Annotated in this window: 8 protein-coding genes and 1 pseudogene; 2 read left to right on the top strand and 7 right to left on the bottom strand. The window is 67.4% G+C overall.

The window, feature by feature from the left end; translation table 11 throughout:
- Positions 1–452 precede the first annotated feature (452 nt).
- Positions 453–6,713: an RHS repeat domain-containing protein gene (locus tag ACWGDE_RS11910; protein WP_453388834.1), complete on the top strand. Its 6,261-nt coding sequence runs from the start codon at positions 453–455 to the stop codon at positions 6,711–6,713.
- Positions 6,714–7,247: 534 nt separating this feature from the next.
- Positions 7,248–7,691 carry a hypothetical protein gene (locus tag ACWGDE_RS11905; protein WP_453388833.1) on the top strand — a complete coding sequence of 148 codons (444 nt, stop codon included), beginning with the start codon at positions 7,248–7,250 and terminating at the stop codon, positions 7,689–7,691.
- 25 nt (positions 7,692–7,716) lie between these two features.
- Here the strand turns inward: ACWGDE_RS11905 and ACWGDE_RS11900 are convergent, their stop codons facing one another.
- The 7 genes and pseudogenes from ACWGDE_RS11900 to ACWGDE_RS11870 all read right to left on the bottom strand — a co-directional run bounded on the left by ACWGDE_RS11900 (position 7,717) and on the right by ACWGDE_RS11870 (position 18,519).
- Positions 7,717–8,295, bottom strand: coding sequence for a recombinase family protein (locus ACWGDE_RS11900; RefSeq protein ID WP_453388832.1), 579 nt, complete (start codon positions 8,293–8,295; stop codon positions 7,717–7,719).
- A gap of 113 nt (positions 8,296–8,408) precedes the next feature.
- A complete protein-coding gene (fxsT, locus tag ACWGDE_RS11895) occupies positions 8,409–10,577 on the bottom strand; it encodes an FxSxx-COOH system tetratricopeptide repeat protein (protein ID WP_453388841.1) in 2,169 nt (722 codons plus the stop codon).
- A 152-nt stretch (positions 10,578–10,729) separates the two neighbouring features.
- Positions 10,730–11,170, bottom strand: a complete 441-nt coding sequence (locus ACWGDE_RS11890; protein WP_453388831.1) for a hypothetical protein — start codon at positions 11,168–11,170, stop codon at positions 10,730–10,732.
- A gap of 166 nt (positions 11,171–11,336) precedes the next feature.
- A pseudogene (locus tag ACWGDE_RS11885) lies at positions 11,337–14,360 on the bottom strand (Tn3 family transposase).
- 135 nt (positions 14,361–14,495) lie between these two features.
- A complete protein-coding gene (locus ACWGDE_RS11880; RefSeq protein WP_453388830.1) occupies positions 14,496–15,710 on the bottom strand; it encodes an IS110 family transposase in 1,215 nt (404 codons plus the stop codon).
- Between the two features lie 683 nt (positions 15,711–16,393).
- On the bottom strand, positions 16,394–17,524 hold the full coding sequence (locus ACWGDE_RS11875) for a barstar family protein (protein WP_453388829.1): 1,131 nt from the start codon (positions 17,522–17,524) through the stop codon (positions 16,394–16,396).
- A 419-nt stretch (positions 17,525–17,943) separates the two neighbouring features.
- Positions 17,944–18,519, bottom strand: coding sequence for a hypothetical protein (locus ACWGDE_RS11870; protein ID WP_453388828.1), 576 nt, complete (start codon positions 18,517–18,519; stop codon positions 17,944–17,946).
- Between the last annotated feature and the right edge of the window lie 555 nt (positions 18,520–19,074).

Here is a 19,074-nt window from a genome sequence, read left to right as displayed (position 1 = left end):
TGCGCGTGAACGCTAACAGCACCGTCCGACAAGCTACGGACAGATTTAGATTCGGAGTAAGTGATTCCGAGGCTGCTATTTGGGTAAGTGGGATCAATCGACCACTGCTATCAAGTCATCGCGTAGGCAAATGGCCGAGTTTCGGCCATTGTTCGGAACGCAGCAGTTCAAGGTCGAGTCTATTGTCCGGATTGAGTCATGTTTTGCGATTCGCTAACGAGCTAGGCTCCCTCGCCAGTTGATTCACTCACGACCTGGGGGGGCGTGCTGTGCAGGTACCACCTGAACTACGCGGAATGAGGAGGCGATCTGCGGTAAAACGCCGCATCTTCGTCACCTCCACAGTTGTTTTGTCATTGCTCGTAGGGGCCGGGACGGCCGAGGCCGCCAGTGGCTGGAAACCGAAGGATTCGCGCCGCTGGTCACCTGGCGCGCTGCAGAAGACCGAGTCCGTGCGCGGCAAGAACGCCCCGAAGCCGGCGGCGAAGGCCGCGAAGGGTGACGGGTCCGCCGCCTGGACTCCGAAGGACGTGTTCTGGCCATCGGCCGGCAAGGCCGAGGTGGATCTGGGTGCGACCGCGCCCGCTCCGGCGAACGGCTCGCTCTTCACCGCCCTGGGACGCTCCGGGGGCCCGGCGGCACCTGTCGCCGACCCGAGCCGTGCGGGCGATGCTCCGGTCTGGGTCGCTTCGGCGGGCAAGGGCGCGCCGCGCAGCGGCAAGGCCGCCGTACAGCTCGCGGACCGTGCCGCCGCCGAGAAGGCCGGCCTGCAGGGAATGCTGGTCTCGGTCCGCCCCGCTGAAGGCGTGACCAAGGCCGGTCCGGTCAAGGTGTCCGTCGACGTCTCGCACATCGCGGGCTCGTTCAGCGGCGACTGGCTCCACCGCGCCCGCCTGGTCGCTCTGCCCGAGTGCGCGCTGACCACTCCCGAGCTCGCGGAGTGCCGTACGCAGACCCCGCTGGCCACCGCCAAGGACGGCGACCGGCCGGGTCTCCTCAGCGCCGAGGTCCCCCTCGCGGCAAGCAGTAGCGGCGGCAAGCTGCGGATGGCCGGCGCCTCGGCCGCCGCGGGCGGAGCCACCGTGCTCGGCGTTGCCGCCGCTCCGGGTGGCTCGGCCGGTACCTATACGGCCACCAGCCTGGCGCCGACCGGCTCCTGGAGCAGTGGCTCGAACTCGGGCGGCTTCTCCTGGTCGTATCCGATCGCCGTACCCGACGCGCTCGGCGGCGCCAAGCCCAGCATTTCGCTGTCCTACAGTTCCCAGGCGGTCGACGGCCGCACCGCCGCGACGAACAACCAGGCCTCGTGGATCGGTGAGGGCTGGGACTACTCGCCCGGCTTCGTCGAGCGGAGCTTCAAGCCGTGCTCGAAGGACGGTCAGGCCGGATCGAGCGAGCAGTGCCTGGGCGGCGAGAACGCCACCATCTCGCTCGGCGGCAAGTCCTCCACCCTGGTGAAGGACGACGCGACCGGCATCTGGCGACTGGAGGGCGACGACGCCTCGAAGGTCGAGCGACTGACCGGCGCGGCGAACGGCGACAACAACGGCGAGTACTGGAAGGTCACCACGACCGACGGCACCCAGTACTACTTCGGTGTCGGCCGCAAGCCCGGCAGCCCGTCCGCTCCGGCCACCAACTCCGCCTGGACCACGCCCGTCTACGGGAACAACGCGGGCGAGGAGTGCAACCAGTCGACCTTCGACGCGTCCTGGTGCCAGCAGGCCTGGCGCTGGAACCTCGACTTCGTCGTCGACCCCCGCGGCGGGGTGATGACCCACTGGTACGACACCGAGACCAACAACTACAAGCGCGGAACCTCGGCGGCAAACCCCACGGGCACGCTGACCTCGTACATCCGCGGCGGCAACCTCGCCAAGATCACCTACGGTTCGAAGCTGTCGGACGCCGACACGGTCAAGCCGACCGCCCAGGTCCTGTTCGACACCTCCGAGCGCTGCCTGCCCGACGCCGGCTTCGACTGTGCGCCGGCCAAGTTGGCCACGGCCAACGCCGCCAAGTGGCCGGACGTCCCCTTCGACCAGAACTGCGCCGCCACGGGCACCTGTGAGAACTCCTCGGCCACGTTCTGGACGAGGAAGCGGCTGACCAAGATCACCACGCAGGTTCTGAACGGAACCGGCTACAGCAACGTCGATTCCTACGCGCTCAAGCACTCGTTCCCCGACCCGATGGACGGCACGGCCCGAGCCCTGTGGCTCGACTCCCTCCAGCGCACGGGCTACGACGGTGCGACGACTCTGGACACCCCGCCGGTGGTCTTCTCCGGGGCCCTGCTGAACAACCGCGTCGACTCGAGCGCCGACAACCGGCCGGCCCTCAATCGGCAGCGCATCACGCAGATCAAGTCCGAGACGGGAAAGATCACCGACGTCGGCTACGCCGACGCGGACTGCTCTCCCGGCGCGGGCCTGCCGTCGGCCCAGGACTCCAACGCCAAGCGCTGCTACCCGGTGTACTGGAACCCGGACCCGAACAGCCCGCTGGATCCGACGCTGGACTGGTTCCACAAGTACGTCGTCGCCCGTGTCACCGAGCTCGACCCCTTCGGTGGCTCCCGTCCGCAGGAGGTCCGCTACGAGTACGTCGGCGGCGCTGCCTGGCACCGTGACGACAGCGAGATGACCGAGGACAAGCGCCGCACATGGGGCCAGTTCCGCGGCTACGAGCAGGTCATCACCCGCGCCGGAACCGCACCCGACGTCGTCTCCAAGACCGCCACCTTCTACCTGCGCGGTATGGACGGCGACGTCAAGGCAGACGGCACCACACGTACCGCCACCTTCACCGGGATCGCCGGGAACACGCTCAAGGACACCACCCCGCTGGCGGGAACTGTCCGTGAGCGGCAGACCTTCGCCTCCGACGGCGGCGAGCTCGTCACCGTTTCCCAGTCCGAGCCGTGGCTCTCCGCGGCCACCGCCACCCACAGCCGCGGCACCAAGCTCCCCGCCCTCACGGCACAGATGCAAGGGCAGGGCTCCTCCAAGGAGAAGGTGCTGCTCGCCGACAAGACCTGGCGGTCCACCTCGAAAACCGTCAAGTACGACACGTACGGAATGCAGGACTGGGTTCTGGATCAGGCGGACGGCCTGCCGGACATCTGCACCACCACGTCCTACGCCCGCAACACCGCCACCTGGATGCTCGACCGGGTCTCGGAGACCATCCGGACCCAGGCGGCCTGTGGCGTGACCGCGACCGCGGCGAACACCCTCAGCCGCGACCGCACGTACTACGACAACCAGGCCTTCGGCACGCTCACCGGTCCCGGCCAGGCCACCAAGTCGGAGGAACTGGACCGCTTCGAGTCGGGCCAGCCCAAGTACACCGTCAAGTCCTCCACCGAGTACGACGCCTACGGCCGCGCCACCAGCACCACCGACGCGGCGGGGGCGAAGACGACGACGTCGTACGAGCCGGCCGCACCGGCCCGTGCGACCACGCTCAAGGTCACCAACGCCAAGAACTGGACGACGACCACCACCCTGCAGGCACTGCGTGGGGTTCCGGTCAAGACGGTGGACCAGAACGGCCGTACCACCGAGGTCACCTACGATGCCCTCGGCCGCACCACCGGCGTGTGGCAGCCGGGCCGTACGCGTGACCAGAGCGCCAGCAAGGTGTTCACCTATGACCTGACCCAGACCGGCACCAGCTCGGTCACCACCCAGACGCTCCTCATGGATGAGTCGTACGCCACCTCCATCAGCATCCTCGACGCGATGGGGCAGCCGGTTCAGGTCCAGTCGGTTCCGCAGAACGGTGAGGTGACCGCACGCCTGATCGCCGACACGGCCTACGACAGCCGTGGCCGGGCCTTCAAGACGACCGGCGTGTACGTCAACAAGGACTCCGACCCGGTGAGGACCCGCTTCATCGCCGACGAGAACATGGTGCCGGCCCAGAACAACACCCAGTACGACGGCCTCGGCCGCCCGGTGGCCAAGGTGTTCTACTCCAAGGCCATCGAGCAGTGGCGCACCGCCATCGCCTACCCGGGTGCCGACCGCGTCGACACCACCCCGCCCACGGGCGGCACGGCTTCCAGTGACGTCACCGACGCCCGCGGACGCAAGATCGAACAGCGTCGGTACAAGGGCGGCACGCCGCAGGGCGCGTTCGATGCCACCCGCTACACGTACAACGCCGACGGCAAGCTGGAGCGGATCACCGATCCGGCCGGCAACGCCTGGACGTACGAGTACGACGTCCAGGGCCGTCAGATCAAGGCAGTGGACCCGGACAAGGGCACCTCGACGACCACGTACGACGCCGCCGACCGCCCCGTTTCCACGGTTGATGCCCGCGGCATCGTGGTCTTCAACAGCTACGACATCATCGGCCGTCCGATCTCCCGCAACCTGAACGCGGTGGACGGCCCCAAGCTGGCCACGTACGACTACGACACCCTCCTGCCGGGGCAGCCGACCGCTTCCACCAGCTGGGTGGACGGCAAGCCGTGGCGTCAGGAGACCACCGGCTACGACATCGGATACCGGCCCACCGGCACCAAGCTGACCGTCCCCGCCGGCGAAGGCGCCCTCACTGGCACCTACTCCACCTCCACGGACTACGACCCGATCAACGGGGCCGAGAACACCACCGAGGTGCCCGCGGCCGGCGGCTTGCCCGCTGAGAGCCTCTCCACCGTCCGCAACAGCAACGGCCTACCGGTCTCCTACGGTTCGAGCGGTGCCGACTACGTCAACTGGACCGACTACAACGAGTTCGGCCAGGTCCAACGCACGACCTTCGGTGACCATCCGAAGCAGGTAGTCGCCACCAACATCCAGGACCCGGCTACCGGCCGGCTCCTGAGCACCGAGCTCGGCAAGCAGGGCCAAACCACCCCGGTCGACATCACCAGCTACACTTACTCGCCGGCCGGTGACGTCACGTCGGTCACCAGCTCCCAGGGCTCGGCCCGCGACACCCAGTGCTTCGTCTACGACGACCAGCTCCGTCTGGCCGAGGCATGGACGGACACCGGCACCACGACGACCAAGCCCGGCCCGAGCGTCCCGGGTATCGGAGGCTGCGCCAACACCACCCCGCAGCCCGGCCAGATCGGCGGTACGGCTCCCTACTGGCAGTCGTTCACCTACGACGTCACCGGCAACCGCAAGACTCTGACCGAGCACGACCCGGCAGGGGGCGCGGCCAAGACCAGCACCACGACCAACACCTACCCGGCGCCGGGCTCCGCGCGCCCGCACACCCCGACGTCCACCACGAAGCAGACCGGCACCGGACCTGCCGTCGCCAAGGACCTCACCTACGACAACACCGGAAACACCCTCACCCGCCCCGACGCCGCTGGCACCACCCAGACCCTGACCTGGACCCCCGAAGGCAAACTCGCCTCCAACACCACCAGCGCAGGCACCTCCACGTACGTCTACGACGCGGCAGGCAACCGGCTGGCCCGCAAGGATCCGGGTAAGATCACCCTGTACGTCGGTTCGACCGAGCTCACCCGCGACACGGCGACCGACAAGGTCACCGGCACCCGCTACTACGCGACGCCGGGCGGCACCACCGTCGTCCGGACCTCCGACGGCAAGGTCTCCTATGTCGCGGCAGACCACCACAACACTGGCACCACCGCCATCGACGCGGCCACGCTCCAGACCCAGCGGCGCACCACCAAGCCGTTCGGCGAAGACCGAGGCACCCAGCCCGCAGCCTGGCCCGGGGAACGCGGCTTCGTCGGAGGCACCCAGGACAAGACCACCGGCCTCACCCACCTCGGAGCCCGTGAATACGACCCTGCGGCAGGCCGATTCCTCTCCGTCGACCCGCTGATGGTGGTCGACGACCCCCGCCAGCACAACGCCTACCAGTACTCAAACAACAGCCCCCTCACCAACTCGGACCCGACCGGCCTCAGACTGGACGACGGCACCGGCCACTCCGAAAAGGCCGACGGCAGCTCGCCGATCAACGCTGTCACCCCGGGCGGCAAGGCATCCGACGGCAGTGGCGGCTACAGGGGCGGCGGCCACGGCGGTCAGTATGGAGGTAAGCGTGGAGGTAAGTCTGGCACGAACGGACTAGATGACTCGAGGCCTTCGTGTGCTATGTACCCAGTGACGCCAGGCTACTGTTCGGCCCTTCCCACCTACTATGGTGAGATCCAGTACCCGAAGGGATATCCAACGGGATCCAGCTTCCTTAATGCTGTTAATGATCTAGGGCCGTATGACATCTCCAATATGTGGCTTAATGGGGCTGGTCAATACTTCCCCCTGCTCATATTCGGCCCTGATTCCGAGATGGTTCGATTGATAGCCGCGACGGACCATAACAAGAAGCTCGAAAAGACGATTGCCGAAACTGCACGCGGGGGTAAATATGGAGAGATTGGCGCAAATTCCCCCTGGCATGAGGCGCATAGGCCTGGCAATTGGCGAGACGCTCTTGGCTTGGTGACTCGGTTCGGAAGCGGTGATTTCGAGACAGTCGTGGGGTCCTGGAGCGAGACGTACCAGGTGCTGAATGTGAACCAGCGCGATCGCACGGTAACCGTCAATTTTAAGGCCAAGAACAAGACGAACTGGGAGTCTTTCTGTCACGACGGCGCATGTCCCGGTGGAAATAACAGTCACGGAATGGGGGCTTCTTTGGAGCAGAGATTCTACTGGACCAAGGTAATATCGCTGGACCAGTGGAGCGGTACCCTCATGTGAGCTCGTCCTGGATGGGAGTGGGATGGAATCCCTTGGGTATTTGTTCGTGGTCATCATCTGGGGGCTGCCTGCATGTATGGCCATCCTGGCAATCTTCGCGGTCCGTCAAGCTGTGCGATGGCGGAGAGAGGCTGTCGAGAAGATGAGCCGCGAAGGTGACCAGTAAGTTGCTCCAGGAGGGCGGGGTTTCCAACTCGTTGGAGCCTTTCCTGTGGAAGGGGAAGAACGGGCAGGCTGCCGTGATGGATGCTTGGTCTGCTACGTACCTTGGATGATCTGGAGCATCGCTGCGGGGGCGCTTGTTCGGCGCCCCCGCATTTCCTGCGTGACGTTTTGTGAAGAGAGGCAGTGGATGCGCCTTCATGGGGTCCCCTTGTGAATGCAGCAGGCCGTCGCCGAACTACACCCCAACCGTGAAGAAGGCGTGGGAGTGGAGATGCTCCGATTCGTGGGCCGGGGCTTCGGTTACGGGGGCCCCTATGTCTTTGGTCAAGGTGGTCGGGTCCTGGTTGGGGCGTCTGGAACGATGTGCCTGTGCATGCTGATGATCAGGTTGGCGAGGGTGTCTCTGCGGAGCTCGCGGTGTTTCTCCGGAACGCTGATGACGGCCGTCCGGTGAAGATCGTTCCTTCCGTCTGCGGCGGGTGCGGCGGGCGCGTGTTCTTCGTGCTCGTTGACGATGTCGAGGGCGGAGCCGAGCGGGTGTGCGCTGGTTGCGGCGTCCGCGCGTTCATCGCGGATAGCGAGGAGTTCTGGGAGGACGCGGATCCGGGCGAGGCCTGCTGCCCGTGCGGGAGTGAGGAGTTCGAGGCCGCGGTCGCGTTCTCCCTGTCCGACGACGGATCGGTCCGCTGGGTGACCGTTGGGCTGCGGTGCCAGAAGGACGGTGCCGCGGGGGTCTATGCCGACTGGAAGATCGATTACGGCCCCACGGATCACGGGGTCCCAGTAGTTTCCGCAGAAAAAACAACGGAGTAGCCCCTGAGCTGCAGTGATCCTGGGACTACGGGGTGCTTGCGGCTTGCTGGGGCAGGGCTTTGTCCAAGTGGCGATAGATGGTGGGGCGGGTGACGCCGAATTCGTCGGCGATCTGCTGGACGGTGTAGTAGCCGGAGTCGTACATCTCACGTGCGAGCTTCACCTGGCGGGGGCCGAGCTTGGGCTTCTGCCCGCCGGTGCGACCCCGGGCGCGGGCGGATTCCAGACCGTCGATCGTCCGCTCCGACATCAGGGCGTGCTCGAACTCGGCTACCGCACCCAGGATCTGGAAGAACATCCGCCCGACCGCGGTGGAGGTCTCGATGCCCTGATCGAGGACGACCAGGTCGACCCCGCGGGACTGAAGGTCTTTGGATAGCTCGATCAGGTTCTCCAGCGAGCGGCCGAGCCGGTCAAGTTTGGTCACGACGAGCTGGTCGCCTTCGCGGGCAACGAGGAGGGCCTTGTCGAGCTCCGGGCGGCGGGCAAGCTTGCCGCTCGCCTTGTCGGTGAAGACTTTCTCGCAGCCGGCTGCGCGGAGGGCGTCCTGCTGGGCTTCGGGGTGCTGATCCCTGGTCGATACGCGGGCGGCGCCGATTCTCATGTCCGAACCGTATCGCGAACGGGGTAAGGCGTTACGTAGGCGCGTACACGGGAAGCGTTACATTCGTGACCTGCGGGAACATCATGTCGATCTTCGTGTAACGCGAACGATCGTTACCGTTCACCGGCAGAAGCCGCCGCAATCTTCATCCACCCAGGGATATTGCGCTGGGTTGCCCGGGTGTGGGGGTGGTCCGGTCCCAGCACCCGCAGCAAGTCCTCCAGCAGTACGGCGAGTGCTTGCGCGGCCCCGGCCGCATCCCCTGCTTCCCCCTGCCAATGGGCGATATTTGACCGGATGGCTAGGGTTTGGGGATGGTCCGGGCCGAGCACCCGCAGAGAGTCTCCCAACACGGCGCCGAGTTCGTCGGCTGCCCCGGCCGCATCCCCCGCTACTCCTCGCCAATGGGCGAGGTTGGACAGGGTAACCAGGGTGTGGGGGTGGTCTGGGCCGAGCACTCGCAGGAAATCTTCCAACACGGCGCCGAGTTCGTCGGCTGCCCCGGCCGCATCCCCCGCTACTCCTCGCCAATGGGCGATGGTGCCACGAGTAATCAGGGTGTCGGGGTGATCCAAGCCCAGCACCTGGACCTGTTGATTTAACACGATGGCGGTTGTTTTCGCGGCTTTGGCCGTATTCCCTGCCATCGCCTGCCAATGGACGAGGTCGCGCAAGGTGGACAGGATGCTGGGGTCGTCCGGGCCCAACACCACGATACGTTCTGCCAACAGGATGCGGGTTTCTTGCTCGGCACGGACCACATCCCCTGCCATTCCCAGGCAATGGGCGAAGGCACCCCGGGTGTTCAGGATGTCGGGGTGGTCCGGACCCAGCACGCGCACCTGATCTGCCGCCAGAACAGCTAGGTCGCGGGCCGCCCTCACAGGATCCCCCGCCTCCCGCCGCCAATGGGCGAGGTTGTACCGGGCGGCCAGGGCGTAGGGGCTGTCCAGTCCCAAATGGCGGGTGGCGGTGTCGGTGAGATAACAGAAGTGTTCGATGGCGGCGGCCACTTGGCCGGCCTCGCCGAGACTCCGTCCAGTGCGGAACAGCACTACATGGGCGTTCGGCCGGTACAGAGCGCCTCCCGCGCGCGTGGTCAGGGCTGTGGTGTTGGCGCGTAGGGCCTGGGCGAGGCCGGCGTTGCGGTCGGTGGCGGGCCAGGAGGCGAATACGGCGTCGGCGGCCGTGTAGGCGAGTCGGTCGAACCTGTCGGGGGTGAGTTGGTCGCGCATGGCCCGTTGGATGAGCTCATGAACGCGCACGGCGTGGTGCGGGATGCCGGGCGTGTGGGTGATCAGGCTCAGGCGGTGCAGGGCCCGCAGTGCGTCCGCCGCGTCCTCAGCGGTCACCGTGGCCGGGTTCTGGACGGGACTGTCACGGTGGGCGGTGAGGTGGGCGAGGGCCGGTTCGCTGGTCAGCACCGTGTCCGGGATGCCGTTGGGGTCGAGCATCGCTGTGAGGTGGAGCATGGGGCGGGCCAGGCCGGCGGGGCGGAACTGGTTGGCGCGGTCCACGGACAGGGACCAGGCGGCGTCGACAGGCGCCGGCTGGTCGTCCGGCAGAGTCCCCCGCTCCGGAAGGAGATCGGACAGCTGACGGGTGCGGTCGGCGAGGCGAGCGCGGTAGGCGGCGCAGGCGAGGCCGGTGTCGACGATGTAGGCGGCGGCCTGGGAGAGGGCCAGGGGGAGGTGTCCGAGGTCGGATGCCAGGGCGGTGAGCTGGTCGTCGGGTTCCTGGCGGCCGTGCGCGGCCAGACAGGCGGTGAGGTAGGCGGCGGCTTCGGCCTCGGTGAACAGGCCGACGTCCATCCGGCGGCGGTCTTCCCCGGTGAGAGCGGCGTCACGGCGGCGGGTGGTGGCCAGGGTACGGCCGTGCGGGCCGGCAGGTGGCCACAGTAGGTGCAGATCGGCGGGATCGGCGACGTCGTCCAGGACGATCAGCCACCGGCACGTCTGCGCTCGAGCCTTGGGCGTGAGCCAGGCAAGGAACGACTTCGCGGCCTGCTCCGGGTCGGCGGGGTCGGCCTGGCACAGCTCGACGCCGGCTTGGGCGTATGCGGTCACGATGGCGGTGCGGGTGCTCGCAGTGATCCAGACCAGTACGTCCAGTTCGCCGGTCTCCCAGGCAGTGTGTGCGTAGTCGGCGGCGAGCTGGGTCTTGCCCACTCCGCCCATCCCGGTCAGGACCTGGCACAGCACCGCCGTGCCCCCACCCTCCACCGCGGCCCGCAGCCGCTGCATCTCGGCGCGGTGCTGGAAGGACTGCGCCGGGGGCGGGATGACGCCGACCTGGTGCGGCCAGACGGCCGGTGGTCGCGTGGGGGAGAAGTAGTTGTTCTGCGTGTTGCGGTCGCCGTACTGGTTCGCGGTGGGGCCGTGGAAGGTGTTCCCGACGCTCCCGGGTCCGTGCGCGGGGTTGCCGGCAGGGCTGTTCAGGACCCGGTCCCGAAATGGTTGTCCTGCCGGTTGGCGTTCCCGGTCTGGATCGCGGTAGGGCCGTGGAAGGTGTTGCCCGTGACGGCACCCCCGCCACCCGTGTGCGCGCTGTGCTCGGCTACCAGGTCGCGCAGCGCGTCGGCAAGCCGGGCGCGTTCCTCCACGTCGCTCACACTCTCCAGCAGCGCCTCGAAGCGGGCCTGCCAGGACGCCTCCTGCCGGATCCGCATCCGTTCCGCCTCTGCTGGTTCCAGAGCCTGCAGAGCGGTGGCCGTCTGGTCCAGGCGCTCCAGCTCCACGTACTCGCGTGTCTGGTCCCCCCGGCCCAGCAGCCGGGCCACCCTAGACCGCAACCCGTTCCACGCGTCGGTGCCCGCAGCCTGCACCACCGCAGTGCCGCCCGCCGCAGCCAGTGCCGCCAACGCTGCTTCCAGCATCCCCGCCCCCTCGCTCGCACCTTCGATCCTGCGACCGTACCGCCGCCCCGGCGCGCCCGTAACGACTACGCGAGAACAGGCCCCGCCACGGCTGCCCGGCATGCCTCTGCGCCGTTCCGAACGGGCTGCCGCCGCGGACGTGAGCTGGCCCCGGCCCTGGTACGGGCTACAGCCCGGCGCCGGGCTCGTCCGTGGCCACGGTCCGCAGTGGCCGGTGTCCCTGCTCGTCGAGCTGGGCGCGCTCATGTTCGTAATCGACGGTGATGGAGCCGTAGTAGTTGACCACCTGGCTGCGGGCTGGGGAGATGTGCGCCAGCACCTCGGCGTCCACCTCGCGGCCGGCGCCGCGCAGTTCGTCCACGGCCAGGCTGAGGTACTCCGTGTGCCAGCAGACCACAGCATTCGTCACGACGGTCAGGCACCACGCTTGCTCGTTCTGCTGCTCGGGCTGACGCCGGGTGACCTTGCCTTCGCGGGCATAGTGGAGCTGGCGGCGCAGGGCGTGGAGGGACTCGCCCCGGTTCAGCTGCCGGGCAATCTTCCTGCGGTAGGTGGGATCGGACAGGTACTTCGCGGCGTAGATCGTTCTCCGGATCGCGCCGTACTCCTTGAGTGCGGCGGCCAGGGCGTTCTGCCGGGAGGACGCGGAGAGCTTGCCGACGATCAGGGAGGCGGTGGCGTGCCCGTACTTCAGCGACCCCGCGAGGCGGAGCAGGTCGTCCCAGTGGTCCGCGACCAGGTCGAGGTTGGCCTTCTTCGTCAGCAGCGGCCCCGCGGTCGGGAACCGCTCCTCGTACTCGGCCTTCGCGCCCATCCGGTAGAGGGTGATCTTGCCCAGATCGCGGATCCGCGGGGAGAGCTGCTTGCCCACCAGGTCGAAGAGGGCGAAGTTGACCAGGGTCACCCCGTGCGTGTCCGTGGCGTGCTCGGTGATCGGCAGGTCGGTGGCATTGCCGAGGATCTAGTCGAGCACGTAGTGGGCCTCGCGGTGGGTGGCCACGATGACCTTGGTGCCGAACGTGGAGTGCTGGTCGGAGACGTGGGTGTAGGTGGAGATGCCCTCCTGGACGAAGTACTTGTTCAGGTGCCGGGCGGTGATCGACTTGCCCCGGGTGGGGAACCGCTGCCCGTCCGAGGATGACAGGGTGCCGGAGCCGAACGCGGAGGTCATGGGCAGCTTGTGGTGGTAGTTGACCAGGACGATGTTCGCCTCGCGCAAAGTCTCCTCGCGGATGTACCACTCCGCGGTCCACGCCAGCACGTCGTAGAGGATGCCGCAGGACGCGGCCATGCCGTGCAGACCGAGATTCGTGGAGAGCCCGATCAGGCAGGCGATCAGGTTCCTCTTGAGCTGCGGGGAACGGGCGTGCTTGCCGCCGGCGTGGACAAAGCAGTCCAGGAACCCGGTGTGCCGGTCCATCTCCACCAGCAGCGAGGCGATCGGCACGTTCGGCAGCATCCGCTCCAGCTCCGCGTGGAGCTCCTCGGCCTCGCTGGGGATGTCCTCCGCCGTCAGCGGCGAGATGACCAGCTCGCCATCCTCGTTGAGGCGGACCGGCCCGTCGCCGCGCCCCAGGACCTCCTCCAGGTCGCCCAATGCCTCGTCGAGTTCGTCCATCACCTGTGGCAGCGCCTCGGAGAAGTCGGGGCTCTTGCCGACCAGGCGGCAGAACTCGGCCCGGTGGCTCTCCCACTGGGCGGGCTTGAACAGGTAGGCGGCCGGGTTGTCGTACCGGCGCGAGCCCGGCACGTACACGTCCCCCGACCGCAGGCCGTCGCGCAGCGCGAGCAGCGTGCACAGCTCCCAGTAGTGCCGGTACGCGGTCGCATCGCCCTTCGCCGCCGCCTCATCGAGGTAGCCCTGCCACCGGGTCGGCACGAACAGCGTCGGGGCGCCGTCAGGGACGTTGCGGGCCCCGGTGGCGTTCAGCTCCCGCAGGATCCCAAGTGCCTCGATGAGCGGCTTCGCCTCGGTGCCGCCGGCGAACCACACCCCTTCCAGCACCTTCGGCGCGAACTGCCGGATGTAGGTGTAAGAGCCTTCCAGCAGCCGTAGATGCCCATGGTCGCGCGGCAGCCGCACGGTGGCCCCGGCGTGCGCGGCCCGCAGCCGGGACATGCCGATCTTCCCGCGCAGCAGCGTCCCGACCGCCTCGTCCGGGATACCCGCATCGGCCAGCACGGGCAGGATCACCTCCAGCAGGGCGAGCCGATCCTCCGACAGCTTGGCCCGCTCGGCGAGCTCGTCGCGCAGCTTGATCCTCGCCCGCGACTCCGAGCCCGAAAGGGTCTGGTCGAAGAGCTGGACGACCGAGTCGAGGACGTCGACCGAGGACTGTGCGAGCAAGGTCAACAGGATCGGGTGGCGCCGGTTCGGCTCGCGCCGCACCAGGGCCTGCGAGGTCAGGCGGCGCCCGATCTGGGCGAGGAAGCGGCGCCGTTCGGCGGGGAGCCCCGACATGTCGAGGGTGTCTGCGTCCAGGCCGCGCAGGAATTTGAGCTTCTCGACCTCGCCGCCCACGCTCGTCGGCGACGCCTGCACCGGCCCCGTCACCAACCAGTTCAGCCGCGAGGACCGCAGTTTCGTATCGAAGACCAGCAGCCCGTCCAAACCGCGGGCCCGCTCGGTAGTCAGGAGGTGGGCCACCCGTGCGTGAGTCTCCCGCTCGGCCTCCGTACGTGCGGCGGCGACCTTCTCCAGCAGCGTGACCACACCCGGCCGGATCACCTTCGCCGAACGAAGATACTCACACCCCAGCCGGAACAGCAGACTCGGCGAGTCGTGCTCCATCGCACGGGCCAGCAGGAACTCGTCCAGCTCCTTGAGCTCCAGGGCCTTCGCCGGCCGCCATCCCAGATACTTCGCCACCTGCCGCAGATGATCCGTGCGGGTCTGCTCCCGGGACGTCCCGTAGCCGCGCAGCACCTCGACCGGTAACCCGAACTGCCGGGCCAGCCGCCCCACCGCCGCCGGCGGAGCCGTCGTCACCTCGTCCGGCACGAACCCCAGCCACGGCAGCGTGCACAACTGCACCGCCGCACCCAGGACCGTCTGAGGACGCAGGAACTTCCGCAGGAACACCTCGTCGGCCGGGGCCAGAGTGAAGTAGCGGATCAACTCGTCCTTGCCGATCGCCGGAAAGGACCGCAGGCCCGCCAGCTCCTCATCGGAAAACACCTTCGCGGCCATCCGCCCCCTCCCCACACCACCGACACTCGTTCAGCTCAACGAGCCAACCCGCTCACCGCAACGGGCCAGGTCAGGGGCCACTCCGTTGTTTTTTCTGCGGAAACTACTGGGACCCCATCACCTCCTGACCATGGTCTAAGCGTGCGGAGCGACGGCCCTAACGGGTTGCGGTTCGTAGAAGGTGCCGTCGCGGAGCATCGCGAAGAGGACGTCGGCTCGTCGTCTGGCGAGGCAGAGCAGTGCCTGAGTGTGGTGCTTCCCCTGGGCGATCTTCTTGTCGTAATAGGCCCGCGATGCCGGGTCGCTCAAGGCCGCGAACGCGGAGAGGAAGAAGGCCCTCTTGACCTGCTTGTTCCCTCTTCGGGAGGGCTGTTCGCCGCGGATCGAGGACCCGGAACTGCGGGTCGCGGGTGCGAGGCCGGCGTAGGCGGCGAGGTGGCCGGCGGTCGGGAAGGTGCTGCCGTCGCCGACCTCGATCAGGATGCGGGCTCCGGTCCTGACGCCGATGCCGGGCATGGACGTCAGGACCTTCGAAAGAGGGTGGGCCTCCAGTAGTTCTTCGATCCGTGCGGCCAGCAGTTTCCGCTGGTCAAGGACGGCGGCCAGGGACCCGGCCAGGCTCGGGACGATCAGCGTGGCCGCCTCGGTCCCCGGAACGGTGACGGTCTGCTCGTCCAGAGCGGCGAAGATCTCCTCGACCAGCCGCTCGGCCATCCTCGGCGCCTTCGGCCGCAGCAGCATCATCAGCCGTCGCCGGCCGGCCTTGCGGATCTGGGCCGGTGAACCGAACCGTTCCAGCAACGTGAGGACGGCCGGGTGCTGCAATCGCGGTCCCAGGACCCGTTCCAGCGACGGGTGGATCTGGGTCAGCAGGCCGTGGAGACGGTTCGCGACCCTGGTGGCCTCGCCGGCCAGGTCGTCGTCGAACCCGACGATCATCTCCAGCTCGGCGATCGTCTCGTCCTCGCCGTCGATCGCCCGCAGCGTGTGGGGCATCGCGCGGGCCGCGTCCGCGATGATGAACGCGTCCTTCGCGTCCGTCTTCGCCTCGCCGGGGTAGAGGTCGGCGATTCGCCGCATCGTCAGGCCGGGCAGGTAGGCGACCGGGCAGCCCATGTCCCGCGCGACCGCCAGCGGCAGGGCCCCGATTGAGGCGGGCTGGTCGACCACGACCAGCACCGTTCCGTGCTTGGCCTGGAGTTTGGCGAACAGCTCGCGGAGCTTGGGTTCGGTGTTGGGTAACCGCTTGTCGAAGGCCTTCTTTCCGGCCGGGGTGACGGCGGTGGCGTGGTGTTCGCCCTTGCCGACGTCCAGGCCGAGGAAGACATCGATGTCACTCGTGTCGATCACGTGCGAGCCCCTCCGCTCACGCTTTCGTCCGGCCTTGCCTCGGCACCGAGCTGCCACACCCACGTTACGGAGAGCTCTTCCGGCTCGGGTGAAGCCGGTGCTGAAGCCCCTCATCAGCGGTCCGTCGATGCCTCCGCGCCCGGTGACACCACCCCCCCCCGGATCATCAACAACAAGGGGGGGAAGTCATGCCGGACCCGAAGGCCGGAGGCCCCTTTGCGGAGCCACGAAGACGGTAACGGGGGGGGTACCGGTTCCGCCTACGCGGCACAGGACAACGCGCTCAACCTCACCGATCCCCCATCGGTCATGACGCGGGCGCTGATCGCGATGGACACCGCTGCGTGCCTGCGAGCCGATGGTGATCAGGGTGCGGCAGTGGAGATGGCCACGGGAGTGTTCGACAGGCTCCCGCCGAGCTACAGCCAGGCGCTGGTCCGCGCACGGGCACAGACACTGCACCAACCGCTTACAGGTAGGTACCGGAAGACGCTCGCTGAAGTCCTGGCCGGATGACGCAGAGGAGCCGCCGCAGCTGTGCTCCGGCTCGGACATGCTTCGAGCTGGTCAAAGCCCGGCTCGGCGGTGGTTCGGCCAGTGGGGCTGTCCAGGGGTGGAGGGGGAGGTCGCCCCCACCGCTCCGGGCCAGGCGCCCCGTCCCCGAGTCACTCGGGTGCCTGCGGCTACCGGAGTACGACCGTGACGCCGCGCCGTTCGAGGAGTTGCACGATCTCCTCGAAGTAGGAGAGCCGGCCCTCTGGATCCTCCACAACGTCCGCCAGCGCGCGGCGTGCGACCTCGGAGTCGTGCCAGGTCAAGGTCAAAGGAGGGGCCACTCCGAATCCACCGCCCAGGCAGTCCTTGAAGGCGTTCCACTCCCGCCCGTAGTAGCGGCCGGGCCCGAGCAGGGCCTCGGCGATCGCGCAGTGCAGCCCGGGGACGTCCGTGACGAAGCGGCCGTCGAGGTGGTACTCGCCGCCGGAGAGGTCCGGTCGGGGCACGGGCACCCGCCAGGCCCGGGTGGTGAGGTCGATCCAAGCCTCCCTGCCCTGTGAGTCGTACGGCGCCCACATGTTGGGGGCTGCCGGCGGGCCCTGATACCACTCCTCCCAGATCGGGCGGGCCGTCGGAAATGGCCGATCGGCGCCGCCATCGGTGAGGGTTATGTCTTCCAGCCCAGCGCCGAGCACAGACGGGCGCGCTCCGGTGATGGCCAGGCCCACGCTGCGCGAGGCCATCACGGCGCCATGGCGATCCAGCACCAGGAGATCGGCCCAGCTCCGTGTCCACCGGCGTGGTCGCTGAGTCCCTACGAGCAGGGGTTCCGTAGCCTCGCAGCCGATCAGCTCCATCGGTACGGGGGCCGGGTCCGCTCGCGGCTTGAACAGGCCGTCCACAGCGGAGCACTGGCCTGCAGCAGCGACCGTCGGTCCCGCGAAAAGCTCGAAGCGTGGTGTTGCAGGCAGTTCGAAGAAGCTCTCCTCGTTCGTGACGCCGGCGCCGAGCACGATGTCGTACCGCGTCGGGTCGCCGGGGTGGGGCTGATGGGCCACCAGGACCGCATCGACGAGAGTCCACCACTGCACGGACTTCTCGTCGTCCCAGACCTCGACGCATACGTCGCCCAGGCTCCGGAACGAGATGTCGGGCTCGGTCAGGACCTCGCTCAGGAGGCCGTCGGGGCTGCATCCGCGGAGGGTGAGGACCTCCCGCAGGAGCGGGACCGGGTCGACGAACAACCCTTCGACGCCCGCGCACCTCCCCCAGAGCTGTTCCACACCGTCTTCGTCCTCCCAGACCAGGAGGTACTTCACCGGGAAGCCCCGATCCCACCGAGCGTGATCCGTGACGCGCACCCAACCCCCGAACATGCGATCAACATTCGCGTCTACGATACGGACCCTCTTCCTGGCCCGGGCCAGGAAGAGGACGGGCTCCCGAGTTCGGTCACGCCTCGTCGACGGCGCCCGGATCACGTAGGGGGCCCGGTCCGCTGGCGGAAGTTGTGGCACTGCCGCAGAGTGTCGCGCTTTCCGCCAGAGCGTGCTCCAGAGCTGGGCCACCTGTTTCCAGGCATGCCGCGAATCTCGTCGAGGCAAGCCCCAACGTGAATCTGAAGGACTGGAGGCGGTGACCAAGCTGCGGCATGGCCACCACCCTCGCACGTGGCCCGATCAACGTGAAGTCAAATAGACGGGCCCTAGGCGTCCCGAGCTCGAGAGAAGGCGTTGGCCTAGCATTCGACCGTGGCCAGCCCCCAAACCTCCCTATTCGTCGTCTTCCAATGGTTTAGCCATTCGAGATTGTAGCGCTCGTGGTGCGTGTAGGTGCGGAATGTATTGTTCATTCGGCACTCAAGGTTGAACGAGAAATTATGCCCCCACACCATGCCGCCTGCTCGGTCTTTGAAGTACAGGGCCATGTAAATTGGCGATAGAGTCTCGCCTGGGAAAGTCCCAGGGGTTCGCCAGCCGTGTGACGTGATCCGATAAGTCACGTTAATGGTGACGACCCTGCTGTTGCTCTCTCCCAGGACCTGTCTCATGGCAGTCACCTTGAGGTCTTTGATTGTCGCCACTGGTTTTTCGCTGCCGTCGGCGAGTACGAGCTCGACGGGCGTCAAGGTCACTGTTCTGATTTCGACTTGCTGGTCCTGGCCTGAGCTGCTCGGAAAGAGTCCCAGCAGATCAGAAAGGTTGGCCGGAAGGTAGATGATTTCCTGCCTCACCGGTTCTTCCGGTCCGTGAAGAACAGGCTTGATCCGATGGAAGACGGACGGCTTCTCCGATACCTGCGGCGCGTCGGTCATTTTGCCCATACCTCTTTCCGATCGGGTTTCCCAGTCGAAACCACTGTCCATCACCGAGGCGTCATCCGCTCCGCGTGAAGGCTGACCGGATGACTCCCAGGCCCTCCCAGCATCCAGGGAGTGGGGCTTTCCTCGGCCTTGAACCGCGTGGTACTCCCCTCGCCTTGCTCGGACTGGTTGCCAGACGTTTACGGCTACCAGGTTCATGACTGCAGGGGAGGAGCGGCCGTGCACGCCCGGACCGGAGCTGGCGCTTGCTGAGGCGGGCCGGCTGAGGCCACCGTCCAGGTTGATCGGTGTCCGTTCGGGCTGTCCGTGTCGGCCTCGTACGCGCATGCCGGTGCCCTGCCCGGTGCTGCAGCCGGAGACGGAGGCGATGCCGACGGCGGTGTTGGTGGAGACCCGCCCGGGAGCCGGCAGCGTCCTGTCAGGCAGATTGCTCGGCACCGTAGTAGCCGTCGCGCATCCGGAACCTCATGGGGTCGGTGCCGTCTGCCTGGATGTGCCCGATCAGCATCGAACGCAGCGGCTCCGGCAGGTCCTTGCCGTGCGCTC

It is taken from the genome of Streptomyces sp. NPDC054956 (assembly GCF_053609185.1).
The sequence above is the reverse complement of the archived record's forward strand: the minus strand, read 5'-3'. Positions and strand labels throughout refer to the sequence as shown.

Excerpts from the sequence above, each read along its gene's own strand:
- ACWGDE_RS11900 (WP_453388832.1), bottom strand. The coding sequence starts at position 8,295 with ATGAGAATCGGCGCCGCCCGCGTATCGACCAGGGATCAGCACCCCGAA.
- ACWGDE_RS11890 (WP_453388831.1), bottom strand. The coding sequence starts at position 11,170 with ATGCTGGAAGCAGCGTTGGCGGCACTGGCTGCGGCGGGCGGCACTGCG.
- ACWGDE_RS11870 (WP_453388828.1), bottom strand. The coding sequence starts at position 18,519 with ATGACCGACGCGCCGCAGGTATCGGAGAAGCCGTCCGTCTTCCATCGG.